This window comes from Mycobacterium sp. FW102-FHT13B02 (assembly GCF_058790275.1).
On sequence record NZ_JBYTCM010000006.1, the window covers coordinates 54002 to 69238 of the forward strand.

Below are 15237 nucleotides of genomic sequence, written 5' to 3' on the forward strand. Positions count from 1 at the left end.
GGCGGACTGCGACTCCCGGGTCACCGACCTGGGTGGTCCGCTACCGACCAGGTCCCATGCCGCCCCCACCCGGAGGGGCAGGGACGATCGGCACCGGATTGGGGATCGTCACGGAGGACGGCGGCACCGTCACCGTGACGGTGCTGGTGCTGGCACGCGTCGAAGGCGTCGTCGGCGGCGTCGACGGACCTACCGGAACTCCAGGGATGATCTCCGTCGAGGTCACCGTCGTCGAGGTGGAGCTGGAGGTGGACGTCGGCGGTGGCGGCGATTCATTCGAACAAGCACTGGCACCGAGGGCAGCTGCGGCCACGGCCATGACGACAACGGACTTCAACATGATTGCCGAATGCCCGGTGGTTCGAACCCATAAACCTGGACCCCGGCACAAAACTGCCCCTCTCCCAACGGGAAAGGGGCAGCTTTTGTCCGCGCGCTGTCAGAGGCGCTCGATAATGGTGACGTTGGCGGTGCCGCCGCCCTCGCACATCGTCTGCAGGCCGTAGCGACCGCCCGTACGCTCCAACTCGTTGAGCATGGTGGCGAACAGCTTGGCACCGGTAGCGCCGAGCGGGTGGCCCAGCGCGATGCCGCCACCGTTCGGGTTCACCTTGGCCAGGTCGGCCTTCAGGTCCTTGGCCCAGGCCAGGACAACCGGCGCGAACGCCTCGTTGATCTCGATGACGTCGATGTCGTCGATGCTCAGCCCGGTCTTCTCCAGCGCGTACTTGGTCGCCGGGATGGGGCCGGTCAGCATCTTCACCGGGTCATCGCCGCGGCAGCTGATGTGGTGGATGCGGGCACGCGGCTTGAGGCCGTGGGTCTTGACGGCAGCCTCGGAGGCCAGCAGGGTCGCCGACGCCGCGTCCGAGATCTGGCTCGCCAGCGCGGCGGTCAGCCGGCCACCCTCGACCAGCGGCTTCAGCGAGGCCAGCTTCTCCATGGTGCTCTCGCGCGGACCCTCGTCGACCTTGAAGTCACCAACGGGGATGATCTCGTTGTCGAAGCGGCCCTCGCGGATCGCGGTGAACGCGCGCTGGTGGCTATTGAAAGCGAACTCTTCCATCTCCTCGCGGGAGATGTCCCACTGTTCGGCGATCATCTCGGCGCCGCGGAACTGCGAAATCTCCTGGTCGCCATAGCGCTCCACCCAGCGCTTCGACTCGTTGGTCGGCGAGGTGAAGCCGAACTGCTCGCCGACGATCATGGCCGAGCTGATCGGAATCTGGCTCATGTTCTGGATACCGGCAGCCAGGATCAGGTCCGCGGTACCGGACATAATGGCCTGCGCGCCAAAGGAAATGGCCTGCTGCGAGGAACCACACTGCCGGTCGACGGTGGTGCCGGGAACGGCCTCGTCGTATCCGGCGGCCAGCCAGGTCAGCCGGCCGATGTTGCCGGCCTGTCCACCGATGGCGTCGACGCAACCGACGATGACGTCGTCGAACGCACCGGGGTCGATGTCGTTGCGGGCGAAGATCCCGCGGTACGCCTCCACACCGAGGTCGATCGGGTGGTAGCCGGCGAGGGCACCGCCCTTCTTGCCGGCGGCGGTGCGCACGGCATCGATGACGTACGCCTCAGATGCGGCCATGTCTCATCTCCCTTGTTTCAGAAATCTATTTGTTCGCAATGCTTTTGGCGGGATCGGCGATGCCCCCGAGCACAATGGCCAGGTACTGCTCACCGACCTCGCGCGCACTCAACGGCCCGCCTGGCTGATACCAACGAACAGATACCCAGGTGGTGTCGCGGATGAATCGGTAGACCAGATCGAAGTCGAGGTCGGGGCGGAAGGCTCCTTGCGCCACACCCTCGTTGAGGATGTCGACCCACATCTTGCGCTGCTCGCGATTGCGCTCATCGACGAAATCGAACTGCGGCAGCGAACCCAGCCGTTTCGCCTCGTCCTGGTAGATGACAACCTGGGCATGCCGGTGCTCGATGGCGTCGAAGGAGGCCATGAACAGACCCTTGAGCCGTTCCATCGGATCGGACTCGGTGTCGATGATCTGCCGGTACTTTTCGAACAGCCAGTCGAGGAAATCACGCATGATCTCCTCCACCATTTGTTCCTTCGATTTGAAGTGGTGGTAGAGACTTCCGGAGAGGATTCCCGCGGAGTCTGCGATGTCGCGGACTGTGGTTGCCTTCAGCCCGCGCTCAGCGAACATCGCCGCGGCGAGCTCCAGAAGCTCGTCGCGCCTGCTCGCGGGTTGGCCGGGCGATTCGGGCGCCATCGTCACAGCATAGCAACCAAGCGCTTGCTAGGGTATGTCGGGCCGGTGTTGACTTGGCCACTACGTACACACAGATCGAGTGCTCACCTGGGTCGCGCACGTTGAGGCGATCGCGGCCCTGAGGGCGGGCGAGGTCACGCGCGCGGTTCTCGACCGCGACCGATAGATGGGGCACCATGTGAAATGGATGAGGATCAGGAGATCATGAGCACGACACAGCTTGCCCTGGAAGGTATCCGGGTCATCGACATGACCCGCGTCTTCGCCGGCCCGATCAGCGCGCAGATACTGGGCGACCTCGGCGCTGACGTCATCAAGGTGGAGCGACCGGGCAGCGGTGACGAAGGGCGCGGTTACGGTCTTGCCTCGGTCGAGGGCAAGGATGGCAAGGACCTTCGCCAGTCCGGCTTCTTCACCGCGTCGAACCGCAACAAGCGGTCGATCACGGTCAACCACTCCAAGCCGGAGGGGCAGGACATCCTGCGTGCCCTGGTCAAGACCGCGGACATCCTGATCGAGAATTACAAGGTCGGCGACCTCAAGCGGTTCGGGCTGGACTACGAGAGCCTGAAGGCGATCAATCCTCGCCTCATCTATTGCTCGATCACCGGCTTTGGCCAGACCGGGCCGATGGCGGCGCGCGCGGGCTACGACGGGTTGTTCCAGGCGAGCGGCGGCATGATGGCCGTGACCGGAATCCCCGAAGGCCAGCCCGGCGCGGGTCCGGTGAAGGCCGGTCCGAGCCTGGTCGATTTCGTGACCGGCCACAACAGCGCCATCGCGATCCTCGCCGCGCTGAACCATCGCAACAGCACGGGCGAGGGCCAGCACATCGACATGGCGCTGCTTGACAGTTCCGTGGCGATGATCTGCCACATCATGCAGGACTATCTCATCAACGGCGTCCAGGCGGAGCGGCTGGGCAATGGCGGCAACGGCGGCGGCCCCGCTGACCTCATCCATGCGAGCGACGGCATGACGTACATAACGGCCGGCAGCGACGCCCACTGGCGGCGCATGTCGGAGTTGATGGGCCAGCCCGAGCTCTACGACGACCCGCGCTTCGACACCAACGCCAAGCGGGCCAAGATCAATCGCGCGGAGTTGATCGACATCATCAACGTGTGGAGCCGGCAGTTCACGACGGAGGAGCTTCAAGCGAAGTTCGACAGCGTGGGCATCCCGGCCGCGCGCTATAACGATCTAGCGGAGGTCTGGGATGATCCGCAGGTGCAGCACCGGGGCCTGCGCGCCACGACTCCGCACATGTGGGCCGCCGCCGGATCGGTCGACCTGATCGGCAGCCCGCTGGCGGGCATGGGCGCGACGCCTGCGACGATCCGCCGCCCGCCGCCGCTGATCGGCGAGCACAACGCAGAGATACTGGGCGAACTGGGCTATGACGCGGCGCGGATCGCGAGCTTGCAGGAGCAGGCGATCATCTGATCGAGAGGGTCCGCCACCAGGTCAGGCTCGCGAGATCGCGATCCAGCCACACATGAAAATGCCCGCCTAATTGCGACAACGTTGCCGCAATTGGGCGGGCAAGTGCGTATATCCGAACCTCGAGGCCGGATGAAAACTACGCCCGCTGGCTCGACACCGAAATGATCTCACCGGTCAGGTAACTGGAGTAGTCGCTGGCCAAATACGCGATGGTGGTGGCGATTTCCCACGGCTCGGCGGCACGGCCGAATGCCTCGTCGGAGGACAGCCGGTCCAGCAGCGCGGCATCGGCCGACTTCTCCAGGAACTTGTGCCGCGCGATGCTCGGGGACACCGCGTTGATCCGCACCCCGTACTCGACGGCTTCGATTGCGCTGCAACGGGTCAGGGCCATCACCCCGGCCTTGGCGGCGGCGTAGTGCGACTGCGAGTGCTGGGCGCGCCAGCCCAGGACACTGGCGTTGTTGACGATCACACCACCGTGCTCAGCACTGCGGAAGTACCGCAGCGCCGCCCGGGTCGCGCGCATCACCGAGTTCAGCGTGACGTTCAGGACGCGATCCCACTCGTCGTCGGTCATGTCGACCAGCGGTGTCTCGCCACCGAGGCCGGCGTTGTTGACCAATACGTCCAGGCGGCCCATCTTTTCGACGGCCGACGCAATCAGCGCGTCAACGGCCTCGGTCGACGTCACGTCGCAGACGACGGCCTCGACCTTGCCCAGGCCGAGTGCGGCCAGCTGGTCGCGGGTCTCGTTCAGACGACGCTCGTGGTAGTCCGACACCACAACATCGGCACCTTCGAGAAGCGCACGACGCGCGGTCGACGAGCCGATGCCGGTGCCGGCGGCGGCCGTGACCAGGACGACCTTGCCCTTCAGCAGGCCGTGACCCTCAACCTCGGTGGGAGCTACAGACAGATCCATCAGCCCTTGGCCTCTCGGGGTAGGCCGAGCACCCGCTCGGCGATGATGTTGCGCTGAATTTCGTTCGACCCGCCGTAGATGGTGTCCGAACGCGAGAACAAGAAAAGCCGCTGCCACTCGTCGAACTCGCCACCCGGCAGCGTCAAACCGGCCATGCCCTGAACCTCCATGGCGATCTCGCCGAGTTCACGATGCCAGTTGGCCCACAACAGCTTTGACACGTTGTCCTGGCCGGGCTGCTCGACGTCCATGGTCGCCATCGCGTAGGACCGCATGGCCTGCAGGCCGGTCCAGGACTCGGTCAACTTGGTGCGGATCAGCGGGTCGTCGATGGCGCCGGAGCGCTTGGCCACGTCGATCAGGCCCTCAAGCTCACGCTTGTAGCGGATCTGCTGGCCCAGCGTCGAAACGCCACGCTCGAACGTCAGGGTGGCCATCGCCACGCCCCAGCCCTGCCCGGGCTCACCGACCACCAGCGACGCGTCGGTACGGGCGTCGTCGAAGAACACCTCGTTGAACTCGGAGTCACCGGTCAGCTGAACGATCGGACGGATCTCGACGCCCGGCTGGTCCAGCGGCACCAACAGATACGACAGGCCGTGGTGGCGCTTGGAGCCCTTCTCGGAGCGGGCCACCACGAAGCACCACTGCGCCCAGTGCGCCAGTGAGGTCCACACCTTCTGGCCGTTGATGACCCATTCGTCGCCGACCAGTTCAGCCGACGTCGAGACGTTGGCCAGGTCGCTACCGGCGCCGGGCTCGGAGTAACCCTGGGCCCACAGCTCGGTGACGCCCCGGATGTTCGGCAGGAAGCGCTTCTTCTGCTCTTCAGTGCCGTATGCGATGAGCGTCGGCCCGAGCAGTTCCTCACCGAGGTGGTTGACCTTGTCCGGGGCGTCCGCCTTGGCGTACTCCTCATAGAAGGCGACGCGGTGCGCGACCGACAGGCCGCGGCCACCATGCTCCTCCGGCCAGCCCAGGCAGGTCAGCCCCGCCGCAGCCAGATGCTGGTTCCACGCACGTCGTTCTTCATAAGCCTCGTGCTCACGACCGGGGCCACCCAGGCCCTTGAGAGCTGCGAATTCACCGACGAGATTGTCTGCGAGCCATTGCCGGACCTCAGCCCGGAACGTCTGGACCTCTATCACCCTTGTAGGCTAACCTACCAAGCACTTGCTTTGTTAGAGGGAGTTCCGATGAGTGGGTCCGACGGCACCCAGCAGCCCGGTCGGCGGACCTACACCAAAGAACATCTGGCGAACTTCATGACCCCGCGATCGGTGGCGTTCCTGGACGCCCTGCCGCGCAACCCTGGAGGAAAAGTGGTCAAACCTTCGCTTCGAGAGATGAGATGAGTCGATAGATGGACCTGACATTCGACGACGAGACAGAAGAATTCCGGGCCGAGGTCCGCGACTTCTTGGCATCGAACAGGGACAAGTTCCCTACCAAGTCCTACGACACCCTCGAAGGTTTCGAGCAGCACCGGGTCTGGGACAAGGTGCTTTTCGACGCCGGCCTGTCGGTCATCGCGTGGCCCAAGGAGTACGGCGGCCGCGACGCCACCATGCTGCAGTGGGTGGTGTACGAGGAGGAGTACTTCAAAGCCGGCGCACCGGGCCGGGCCTCCGCCAACGGCACCGCGATGTTGGCGCCGACGCTGTTCGCGCACGGCACCAAGGAGCAGCTGCAGCGCGTGCTGCCGAAAATGGCTTCCGGCGAGGAGATCTGGGCGCAGGCCTGGTCCGAGCCCGAGTCCGGCAGCGACCTGGCCTCGCTGCGCTCGACCGCGACCAAGGTCGACGGCGGCTGGAAGCTCAACGGCCAGAAGATCTGGAGCTCGCGTGCCCCGTTCGGCGAGCGCGGTTTCGGCCTGTTCCGCTCCGACCCGGAAGCGCAGCGCCACAAGGGCCTCACCTACTTCATGTTCGACCTGAAGGCGCCGGGCATCACCGTCCGGCCCATCGCCCAGCTGGGCGGTGAGACCGGCTTCGGCGAGATCTTCCTCGACGACGTGTTCGTCCCCGACGAGGACGTCATCGGTCAGGTGCATGGCGGCTGGACCGCCGCCATGAGCACCTCGAGCAACGAGCGCGGTATGTCGCTGCGCAGCCCGGCCCGCTTCGTCGCTCCGGCCGAACGCCTTGTCGCGCAATGGAAAGTGGACCAGAACCCGGCCTACGCCGAGCGCGTCGCCGACGCCTGGATCAAGGCCCAGGCCTATCGCTTGCACACCTTCGGCACCGTCACCCGGTTGGCCAATGGTGGCGAACTGGGCGCCGAGTCCTCGGTCACCAAGGTGTTCTGGTCCGACCTGGACGTCGCTCTGCACCAGACCGCACTGGACCTGCGCGGCGCCGACGCCGAGCTGTACGACCATTGGACCGAAGGATTGCTGTTCGCCCTGGGCGGTCCGATCTACGCCGGTACCAACGAGATTCAGCGCAACATCATCGCCGAGCGCCTGCTGGGCCTGCCCCGCAAATAAGAGAGATCAGACGTGTTCTTTGAATTGGACGAATCGCAGCGTGACTTCGCTGCGAGCATCGATGCCGCGTTGGGTGCCGCTGACGTCCCCGCCGCGGTGCGCGCATGGGGCGGGGTCGAGAAGGCGGCCGACGCCGCTCCCGGCCGCAAGATCTGGTCGACGCTGGCCGACCTCGGTGTCACCGCGCTGAACGTGCCGGAAGAGTTCGACGGCATCGGCGCGCATCCGGTGGATCTGGTTGTCGCCCTTGAGCGTCTGGGCTACTGGGCCGTGCCCGGTCCGGTCACCGAGTCCATCGCCGTCGCTCCGGTGCTGCTCGCATCACAAGCCGGAGCCAAGCGGTCCGCAGAATTGGCTTCCGGTGAGCTCATCGCCACCGTCGCCCTGCCGCCGCTGGCCCCGCGGGCCGTCGACGCCGACACCGCCGGCCTGATTCTGCTTGCCGGCGATGGTCAGGTACAGGACGCTACCGCCGGCGAAGAGCACCAGTCCGTCGACCCGGCCCGTCACCTGTTCGACGTAACCGCCAGCGGCGAGGCCCAAACTGCGGACACTGCAAAGGCTTTCGAGTTCGGTGCGCTGGCCACCGCCGCACAGCTGGTGGGCGCCGGCCAGGCGATGCTCGACATGGCTGTCGCGTACGCCAAGCAGCGCACCCAGTTCGGCACCGTGATCGGCTCTTACCAGGCCATCAAGCACAAGCTGGCCGACGTGCACATCGCCGTCGAACTGGCCCGCCCGCTGGTCTACGGCGCCGCCCTCGCCCTGGCCGACGGTTCGCCGACGGTGGCCCGCGACGTCAGCGCCGCCAAGGTGGCCGCGGGCGAAGCCGCGCTGTTGGCCGCCCGCTCGTCGCTGCAGACCCACGGCGCCATCGGGTTCACGCAGGAGCACGACCTGTCGCTGTTGCTGCTGCGCACGCAGGCGCTGCGCTCGGCGTGGGGTGACTCGGCGTGGCACCGGACCCGCGTACTGGAAGGGCTGTGACTGTGAGCGAAGAACGGGAGATGCTGCGCGCCACCGTCGCAGCGCTGGTCGAGAAGCATGCGGGCCCTGAGGCCGTGCGGGCCGCCATCGAGTCCGAGAAGGGCTACGACGAGAAGCTCTGGCAGATGCTGTGCGAGCAGGTCGGCGCCGCGGCGTTGGTCGTGCCCGAAGAACTCGGCGGCGCCGGTGGCGAATTGGGCGACGCCGCAGTCGTTCTCGAAGAGCTGGCCAAGGGTCTGGTCCCGACGCCGCTGCTCGGCACCACGCTGGCCGAACTGGCCCTCCTCGCCGTCGGCGAGGAAGAGCCGCTGGAAGGTCTGGCCGAGGGAACGTCCATCGGTACCGTCGTTTTCGATGCCGGCTACGTCATCAACGGCGACGTCGCCGACGTGGTCATCGCGGCGCAGGACGGCCAGCTCAGCCGCTGGACCGACAACACCGTGACCCCGGCCTCCGCCATGGACCCGACCCGTCGGCTCGCCGCGCTCAACGCCGGCAGCACCGCCGTCCTCGGCGCCGACCCCGGCGTGGCCGACACCGCGGCCATCCTGATGGCGGTCGAGCAGGTGGCCGCCGCGAGCCGCTGCCTGGACCTGACCGTCGCCTACTCCAAGGACCGCGTGCAGTTCGGCCGGCCGATCGGCAGCTTCCAGGCCCTCAAGCACCGCATGTCGGACCTGTACGTCAAGGTGTCGGCCGCCCGCTCGATCGTCAACGACGCCATCGCCGACCCGACGCCCACGAATGCGTCACTGGCCCGGTACATGGCCACCGAGGCGTTCAATGCCGTTGCCGGCGAAGCGATCCAGATGCACGGCGGCATCGCCATCACCTGGGAGAGCGACATCCAGTTCTACTTCAAGCGGGCGCACGGCAGTGCGCAGCTGCTCGGGTCGTCGCGGGAGCACCTGCGTCGCCTTGAAGCCGAAGTACTGGGCTGACTTCGACCTCGTCTAACGTCACAGCATGACCAATCCGGTAGCGCTGCGCGCAGGAATCCCACCGTTCTATGTGATGGACGTGTGGCTGGCCGCGGCCGAGCGCCAGCGCAGCCACGGCGACCTGGTGAACCTGTCGGCGGGACAACCCGCCGCACAGGCACCGGCGCCCATCCGCGCGGCCGCCGCCGAGGCGCTGGCGGGCGACAATCTCGGATACACCGTCGCGCTCGGCATCCCTGAGCTGCGTGAGGCCATCGCCAAGTCGTACCTCGACCGATACGGCGTCGAGGTCGAGCCGGACGCGGTCGTCATCACCACCGGATCCACCGGCGGCTTCCTGCTGGCATTCCTGTCGTGCTTCGACATCGGCGACCGCGTCGCCGTCGCCAGCCCGGGCTATCCCTGTTACCGGAACATCCTGTCGGCCTTGGGCTGCGAGGTCGTCGAGGTGCCGTGCGGGCCCGAAACCCGTTTCCACCCAACCATTTCCATGGTGGAACAGCTGGACCCGCCGGTGAAGGGCCTGATCATCGCCAGCCCGAACAACCCGACCGGCACCGTGCTGCCGGCCGAGGATCTGGCCGCCATCGCCACCTGGTGCGACGACAACTCCGTGCAGCTCATCAGCGACGAGCTGTACCACGGGCTCATCTACGACGACGCGCCCGCGACCAGCTGCGCCTGGGAGACCTCGCGCAACGCCATTGTGGTGAACAGCTTTTCGAAGTACTTCGCCATGACCGGATGGCGGCTGGGCTGGTTGCTGGTGCCCGAGCCGCTGCGCCGGGCAATCGATTGTCTGACCGGCAACTTCTCCATCTGCCCACCGACGCTGCCGCAGTACGCGGCCGTCGCGGCGTTCACGCCTGAGGCCATCGCCGAAGCCGATTCACTTGTGCACCACTATGCGGAGAACCGGTCGCTGCTGCTCGCCGGACTGGCCGAGGTGGGGCTCGACAAACTCGCACCCGCCGACGGTGCGTTCTACGTGTACGCCGACATCTCGAAGTACTCGACGGACTCGCTCACGTTCTGCGAGGAGCTCCTGGCCGACACCGGTCTGGCGATCGCCCCCGGCGTGGACTTCGACACCCAGCACGGCGGATCGTTCGTGCGGTTGTCGTTCGCCGGGCCGAAGTCCGACATCGAAGAAGCGCTGCGCCGGCTGGGCCCCTGGCTCGCCGCCTACCGGCAGGGGTAGCTGTCGCGTTTGCCACACAAACGGCAACATCAAGGAGCAGGCCGGTACCATCGGTCCGCAATGTCCCAGGAAACCGACAACCCCGAACCGGAAGTTACCGACGACTTACCGGTGAACCGCGAGGGCCTCGAACGACACGGCATCAAGGTGTCCACGCCCATCGGTGAGATCGCCATCGCGATCTCGACGCCGCGCGGGGGTTTGGCGATCCCGAAGCGATTCGACCCGCTCGGCCTGGCCAACCGCGCCCTCGGCGTCGCGAAGTTCGGTTTCAAGCTGGCCGCCTGGGGTGGCGAGCAGATTGCGATCGCCACCAAGACCACCGTCGAAGCCATCGAGATGACCCCCGAGCGCACGCCCGCTCCGGCACCACAGAAACAGCCCGCCGCGCAGTCCCTGCACGGCAAGCTCGGTGGACTGCTCGACCGCGCCCTCGACCAGAGCACCGCCGATGGCCGCACCGAGCTCTACCACCGGCTGCTCGATCAGCTGGTCGCCGACGAGGCCCGCATCATCGGCGCGTTGTCCGACAACGAGTTGTCACCACTGGTGAACATCTACCCGCGAAACCGCAGCGTCGCGACCCTGGAGAACGCGTGCCTCATCGGCCGCACCGCCAACGTCGCGCTGCCGCAGATGGTGCCGCAGTACGTCAGCCACCTACTGGCCCTCGGGTTGGTCGAGACCGTCCCCGAAGACCCGGACCTGAAGGCCGACTACGAAATCCTCAGCGCGGAGTCGATGGTGTTGAAGGCCATCAAGGACGCGTCACGGGGCCCCTTCCCGGCACGCGTCGAGAAGCTTGCGCTGCAGCTCTCGGAACTGGGCCGCGGGCTGTGGGAAGCGGCGATGCAGGACGAGTCCTGACTCACCTGACCAGGGCGCGCTCACTGTCCGCGCGATCCACGTCGGCCAGGTCGACCCCCTTGGTCTCGTGCGCGAACGCCAACGCCACCAGCGTCACCACGCAGGCCCCCGCCAGATAGATCGCGATCGGCACCGACGAGTGGTATTCCTTCAGCAACCGCACCGCGATGATCGGCGCGAGTGATCCGGCGAAGATCGCCGTCACCTGATAGCCAAGGGACACACCGGAATAGCGCATGCGGGTCGGGAACATCTCCGACATCAGGGCGGGTTGCGGCGCGTACATGAACGCGTGCGCCACCAGGCCGGCGGTGATTGCGCTCATGATGACGAAGTAGTGCTTGCTGTCCATCATCGGGAACGCCACGAAGCCCCAGACGGCGGTCAGCAGCGTCCCGATCAGGTAGACGGGCCGGCGGCCCATACGGTCAGAAAGCCTGCCCACCAACGGTATTGCCACCAAGTGCACAGCGTGGGCCACCAGCAGATACCACAGAATCAGCGAAGTGCCCACGCCCGCATGCACTTTCAAATAAGTGATCGAGAACGTCACCACCAGGTAGTACATGATGTTCTCGGCGAACCGCAGGCCCATCGCGGTCAGCACCTTGCCCGGGTAGTACCGGAGCACCTGGATGACGCTCAGCGACGACGCCTTTATCTGCTCGGCTTCCTGTTGCGCGGCAACGAAAATAGGCGCATCAGTCACCTTGGTCCGGATGTAGTAACCGACCAGCACCACCACCGCCGACAGCCAGAACGCCACCCGCCAGCCCCACGACAGGAACGCCGACTCGGGCAATGTCCCGGTCAACGTGAGGAGCACGACGGTAGCCAGGATGTTGCCGACCGGTACCCCGGCCTGCGGCCAGCTGGACCAGAACCCTCGGCTCGGCGCCGGACTGTGCTCGGCGACCAGGAGCACCGCGCCGCCCCACTCCCCGCCGACCGCGAAGCCCTGGATGAACCGAAGCACCACCAGCAGGGCCGGCGCCCAGTAGCCGATCTGGCCATAGGTGGGCAGGCAGCCCATCAGGAAGGTGGACGCGCCGACCAGCAGCAGCGAGAACTGCAGCAGCGTCTTGCGGCCGAACTTGTCGCCGAAGTGGCCGAACACCACGCCACCGAGCGGGCGCGCGACGAAGCCCACCGCGTAGGTGACGAAGGCCGCGAAGATGGCGTCGAGGTCACTGCCGCTCTGCGCGAAGAACACCTTGCTGAACACGATCGTGGCAGCGGTGCCGTACAGGAAGAACTCGTACCACTCCACGACGGTGCCGGCCATGGAGGCCAGGACGACCCGACGCAATCCGGACCGGATCGGCGCACTCATGGCGCGACTATAGCCAGGTGTCCTCGGTTGTCGTGGTCAAGAACGCTTCCAAATCATCGCGCCAGTGCGCCGGGGTGTTCTTGTCCGGCTCGATCCCGGTGTACTCGCCGCGGTAGAACAGCAAAGGGCGAGGTTTGATGGCCTGCGGCTCGGACATCGACTGCACCGCACCGAACACCACGAAATGGTCGCCACCGTCGTGCACCGAGTGCACCGTGCAGTCGATGTGCGCCAGCGTGCCGTCGAGCACCGGGGAACCCAATTCCGAAGGGCGCCAATCGATGCCGGCGAACTTGTCCTCGGCTTTCGAGCCGAACTGCGCCGAGACGTGCTGCTGGTTCTCATGCAGCATGTTCACGCAGAACTTGCCGCTGGCCTCGATGGCCTTCCAAGCCCGCGAATGCTTCGTCGGGCAGAACAGCACCAGCGGCGGGTCCAGCGACAGCGCGGCGAACGACTGGCAGGCGAAACCTACCGGCACACCGTCATTCACGGTGGTGATGACGGTGATGCCGGTACAGAACTGACCGAGCACATTGCGGAATGTGCGCGGGTCGATCTGCGGTGTCTGGGTCATGCCGCGCGAGCCTACTTGAACCCGACGCTGAAATCGTGGCCCCAGAGACTGATGCCGACGCTCTCGCGGGCGATCCAGTTCTCGTCCTCGACTTCCAGTCCCTCGCAACCGAATTCCATGTCGAAGCCACCCGGCGTCTTCATGTAGAAGGACAGCATCTTGTCGTTGATGTGCCGGCCGAGGGTGGCCGACATCTTGACCTTCTTGCGGTTGGCGCGGTCCAGGCAGAGGCCGACGTCGTCGGAGTTCTCCACCTCGACCATGAGGTGCACGATGCCCGTCGGGTTGGGCATCGGCATGAACGCCAGCGCGTGGTGCCGCGGGTTGCAGCCGTAGAAGCGCAGCCACACCGGGTCACCATCGGCCGGGCGGCCCGCGATCTGCGGCGGCAGCCGCATCGAGTCACGCAGCCGGAAGCCCAGGACGTCCTGGTAGAACGCCTGCGCCGCGGCATCGTCGTCACAGGTCAGGACGACGTGACCGAGACCCTGCTCAGCGGTGACGAACTTGTGGCCGTACGGGCTGACGAAACGACGACCCAGGTACTGGATGCCGTAGAACACCTCGAGGGTGTTGCCGGCCGGATCCTGGAAGCTGATCATGCCCTCGACCTTGCGGTCGAGCAGTTCGTCCTTGGTGCCCTCGGTGAACGCGACGCCGTGGGCGGTCAGGCTTTCCTTGACCTGCTCGAGGGCAGGCGCATCGGCGACCTCCCAGCCCGGGGCCAGCAGCCGGTCCTTCTCGCCCGGCACGATCACCAGGCGAGCCGCGACGTCGTCCATCCGCAGGTAGAGCGCGTCCGGGTTGGTGCCTTCGCCTTCCATCATGCCGAGCACCTTGAGCCCGAACTCGCGCCACGCGGCCATGTCGGTGGCCTCGATGCGCATGTAGCCGAGGGCTTTGATCACAGTCATCGACAGGTGTCTCCCTTAGACCATGGTGTCTGCGGGCGGCAGACCGAATTCGTTGTTGCCGAAGATCAGGTAGGCACGCTCGGGCTCGTTGGCAGCGTGCACGCGACCGGCGTGGGCGTCACGCCAGAAGCGCTGCAGCGGAGTGCCGTTGGCCAGGGCGGTGGCACCGGCGGCCTCGAAGAGCCGGTCGACCGACGCGATGGCGCGACCGGTGGCGCGCACCTGGTCACGACGGGCGCGGGCCCGCAGCTCGAACGGGATCTCCTTGCCGGCGACCAGCAGTGCGTACTCGTCTCCGACGTTGCCGATCAGCTGACGCCAGGCGGCGTCGATGTCGCTGGCAGCCTCGGCGATGCGGACCTTGGCGAACGGGTCGTCCTTCGACTTCTCACCGGCGAACGCGGCCCGGACCCGCTTGCCCTGGTGCTCGACGTGCGCCTCGTAGGCGCCGTAGGCCATACCGACGATCGGTGCCGAAATGGTGGTGGGGTGCACGGTGCCCCACGGCATCTTGTAGACCGGGGCGGTGTTGGTGAGGTAGCCGCCGGCGGTGCCGTCGTTCATCGACTTGTAGGACAGGAAGCGGTGCCGCGGCACGAACACGTCCTTGACCACGATGGTGTTGCTGCCGGTGCCACGCAGACCGACCACGTTCCATACGTCGTCGATGGTGTATTCGGTGCGCGGGATCAGGAAGCTGCCGAAGTCGACCGGGCGACCATCCTTGATCACGGGGCCACCAAGAAACGCCCAGGTGGCGTGCTCCGAACCGGAGGACCAGTTCCACGCGCCGTTGACGATGTAGCCGTCGCCGGTCTCCGTCACGACGCCCGCGCCCATCGGAGCGTAGGACGACGAGATGCGCACGGTGGCGTCGTCGCCCCAGACGTCTTCCTGCGCCTGCTGGTCGAACAGGGCCAGGTGCCAGTTGTGGACGCCGATGATCGATGCGACCCAACCGGTGGAACCGCAGGCGCTGGCGATGCGGCGGACCGCCTCGTAGAACTGCGTGGGGTCAGCCTCCAGACCATCCCACTGGGCGGGCTGCAGCAGTTTGAAGAAGCCGATCTCGTTGAGACTGTCGATAGACTCCTGCGGCACCTGACGCAGGTCCTCGGTTAACTGTGCGCGTTCACGCAGCACCGGCAACAGGTCGTCAATACCGGCCAGCACGGTCTGCACGTCGCGTTGTTCAATGGACGTCACGGGTTGCCTCCAGAGAGTGGTCGTCTAGACAGAAGATTAGAACACGTTACGATTTGTGTCGAGCACGGTAGTCCTGCAGCAGGTAGACCCACAAAAGTGGCCATCTATAACC

The 15237-nt window shown here is 66.1% G+C and carries 15 protein-coding genes and 1 pseudogene; 8 read left to right on the forward strand and 8 right to left on the reverse strand.

Annotated features, from left to right (window positions below):
- The first annotated feature begins 56 nt into the window (after window positions 1-56).
- Window positions 57-506 (forward strand): hypothetical protein, encoded by a 450-nt coding sequence (locus tag AC3WTE_RS12415; protein WP_492437825.1) that lies wholly within the window; start codon window positions 57-59, stop codon window positions 504-506.
- Here the strand turns inward: AC3WTE_RS12415 and fadA6 are convergent.
- Together fadA6 and kstR2 are read right to left on the reverse strand one after the other, a co-directional pair.
- Complete coding sequence (gene fadA6 / locus AC3WTE_RS12420; protein ID WP_492437826.1) at window positions 440-1594, reverse strand: steroid 3-ketoacyl-CoA thiolase FadA6; 1155 nt, start codon at window positions 1592-1594, stop codon at window positions 440-442. The genes AC3WTE_RS12415 and fadA6 overlap by 67 nt on opposite strands.
- Before the next feature lie 25 nt (window positions 1595-1619).
- Complete coding sequence (gene kstR2, locus AC3WTE_RS12425) at window positions 1620-2240, reverse strand: TetR family transcriptional regulator KstR2 (protein ID WP_138232737.1); 621 nt, start codon at window positions 2238-2240, stop codon at window positions 1620-1622.
- A 183-nt stretch (window positions 2241-2423) separates the two neighbouring features.
- Here kstR2 and AC3WTE_RS12430 point away from each other — a divergent pair, with 183 nt between their 5' ends.
- The gene (locus AC3WTE_RS12430; protein WP_492437827.1) at window positions 2424-3686 is read left to right on the forward strand and encodes a CaiB/BaiF CoA transferase family protein; all 1263 of its coding nucleotides are present in this window, start codon (window positions 2424-2426) and stop codon (window positions 3684-3686) included.
- 136 nt (window positions 3687-3822) lie between these two features.
- On the opposite strand, the gene ipdF is transcribed toward AC3WTE_RS12430, so the two are convergent.
- Window positions 3823-4611 carry a (5R,7aS)-5-hydroxy-7a-methyl-1-oxo-2,3,5,6,7,7a-hexahydro-1H-indene-carboxyl-CoA reductase gene (gene ipdF / locus AC3WTE_RS12435; protein ID WP_492437829.1) on the reverse strand — a complete coding sequence of 263 codons (789 nt, stop codon included), beginning with the start codon at window positions 4609-4611 and terminating at the stop codon, window positions 3823-3825.
- The gene (ipdE1, locus tag AC3WTE_RS12440) at window positions 4611-5759 is read right to left on the reverse strand and encodes an acyl-CoA dehydrogenase IpdE1 (RefSeq protein WP_492437830.1); all 1149 of its coding nucleotides are present in this window, start codon (window positions 5757-5759) and stop codon (window positions 4611-4613) included. The genes ipdF and ipdE1 overlap by 1 nt, the downstream gene beginning before the upstream one ends.
- Window positions 5760-5849: 90 nt before the next feature.
- Between ipdE1 and AC3WTE_RS12445 the strand changes: the two are divergent.
- From AC3WTE_RS12445 to AC3WTE_RS12470, 6 genes and pseudogenes are all read left to right on the forward strand, one after another.
- Window positions 5850-5966 (forward strand): annotated as a pseudogene (locus AC3WTE_RS12445) (hypothetical protein); the annotation flags it as partial.
- Between the two features lie 8 nt (window positions 5967-5974).
- Entirely contained in the window at window positions 5975-7099 is a 1125-nt protein-coding gene (locus AC3WTE_RS12450; RefSeq protein ID WP_492437832.1) for an acyl-CoA dehydrogenase family protein, read from the forward strand.
- 12 nt (window positions 7100-7111) lie between these two features.
- The gene (locus AC3WTE_RS12455; protein ID WP_492437834.1) at window positions 7112-8086 is read left to right on the forward strand and encodes an acyl-CoA dehydrogenase family protein; all 975 of its coding nucleotides are present in this window, start codon (window positions 7112-7114) and stop codon (window positions 8084-8086) included.
- Between the two features lie 2 nt (window positions 8087-8088).
- Window positions 8089-9027 carry an acyl-CoA dehydrogenase IpdE2 gene (ipdE2, locus tag AC3WTE_RS12460; RefSeq protein WP_492437836.1) on the forward strand — a complete coding sequence of 313 codons (939 nt, stop codon included), beginning with the start codon at window positions 8089-8091 and terminating at the stop codon, window positions 9025-9027.
- Between the two features lie 25 nt (window positions 9028-9052).
- Entirely contained in the window at window positions 9053-10228 is a 1176-nt protein-coding gene (locus AC3WTE_RS12465; RefSeq protein ID WP_492437838.1) for a pyridoxal phosphate-dependent aminotransferase, read from the forward strand.
- A gap of 60 nt (window positions 10229-10288) precedes the next feature.
- Window positions 10289-11095 carry an Abi-alpha family protein gene (locus tag AC3WTE_RS12470; RefSeq protein ID WP_492437840.1) on the forward strand — a complete coding sequence of 269 codons (807 nt, stop codon included), beginning with the start codon at window positions 10289-10291 and terminating at the stop codon, window positions 11093-11095.
- Window position 11096: 1 nt separating this feature from the next.
- Here the strand turns inward: AC3WTE_RS12470 and AC3WTE_RS12475 are convergent, their stop codons facing one another.
- From AC3WTE_RS12475 to hsaA, 4 genes are read right to left on the reverse strand one after another with little or no spacing between them, the layout of a single operon-like run.
- On the reverse strand, window positions 11097-12428 hold the full coding sequence (locus tag AC3WTE_RS12475; RefSeq protein ID WP_492437842.1) for an MFS transporter: 1332 nt from the start codon (window positions 12426-12428) through the stop codon (window positions 11097-11099).
- A 7-nt stretch (window positions 12429-12435) separates the two neighbouring features.
- Window positions 12436-13005 carry a 3-hydroxy-9,10-secoandrosta-1,3,5(10)-triene-9,17-dione monooxygenase reductase subunit gene (hsaB, locus tag AC3WTE_RS12480; protein ID WP_492437843.1) on the reverse strand — a complete coding sequence of 190 codons (570 nt, stop codon included), beginning with the start codon at window positions 13003-13005 and terminating at the stop codon, window positions 12436-12438.
- An 11-nt stretch (window positions 13006-13016) separates the two neighbouring features.
- Complete coding sequence (gene hsaC / locus AC3WTE_RS12485) at window positions 13017-13919, reverse strand: iron-dependent extradiol dioxygenase HsaC (protein WP_492437844.1); 903 nt, start codon at window positions 13917-13919, stop codon at window positions 13017-13019.
- 15 nt (window positions 13920-13934) lie between these two features.
- Window positions 13935-15125, reverse strand: coding sequence for a 3-hydroxy-9,10-secoandrosta-1,3,5(10)-triene-9,17-dione monooxygenase oxygenase subunit (gene hsaA, locus AC3WTE_RS12490; protein WP_492437845.1), 1191 nt, complete (start codon window positions 15123-15125; stop codon window positions 13935-13937).
- Window positions 15126-15237: the final 112 nt, after the last annotated feature.

What these genes read in the sequence shown, in the direction of transcription:
- AC3WTE_RS12470 (WP_492437840.1), top strand. Translation starts at nt 10,289, where the DNA reads ATGTCCCAGGAAACCGACAACCCCGAACCGGAAGTTACCGACGACTTA.
- hsaB (WP_492437843.1), bottom strand. Translation starts at nt 13,005, where the DNA reads ATGACCCAGACACCGCAGATCGACCCGCGCACATTCCGCAATGTGCTC.
- ipdF (WP_492437829.1), bottom strand. Translation starts at nt 4,611, where the DNA reads ATGGATCTGTCTGTAGCTCCCACCGAGGTTGAGGGTCACGGCCTGCTG.
- AC3WTE_RS12415 (WP_492437825.1), top strand. Translation starts at nt 57, where the DNA reads ATGCCGCCCCCACCCGGAGGGGCAGGGACGATCGGCACCGGATTGGGG.
- hsaC (WP_492437844.1), bottom strand. Translation starts at nt 13,919, where the DNA reads ATGACTGTGATCAAAGCCCTCGGCTACATGCGCATCGAGGCCACCGAC.
- kstR2 (WP_138232737.1), bottom strand. Translation starts at nt 2,240, where the DNA reads ATGGCGCCCGAATCGCCCGGCCAACCCGCGAGCAGGCGCGACGAGCTT.
- AC3WTE_RS12475 (WP_492437842.1), bottom strand. Translation starts at nt 12,428, where the DNA reads ATGAGTGCGCCGATCCGGTCCGGATTGCGTCGGGTCGTCCTGGCCTCC.
- AC3WTE_RS12430 (WP_492437827.1), top strand. Translation starts at nt 2,424, where the DNA reads ATGGATGAGGATCAGGAGATCATGAGCACGACACAGCTTGCCCTGGAA.
- AC3WTE_RS12465 (WP_492437838.1), top strand. Translation starts at nt 9,053, where the DNA reads ATGACCAATCCGGTAGCGCTGCGCGCAGGAATCCCACCGTTCTATGTG.
- AC3WTE_RS12450 (WP_492437832.1), top strand. Translation starts at nt 5,975, where the DNA reads ATGGACCTGACATTCGACGACGAGACAGAAGAATTCCGGGCCGAGGTC.
- fadA6 (WP_492437826.1), bottom strand. Translation starts at nt 1,594, where the DNA reads ATGGCCGCATCTGAGGCGTACGTCATCGATGCCGTGCGCACCGCCGCC.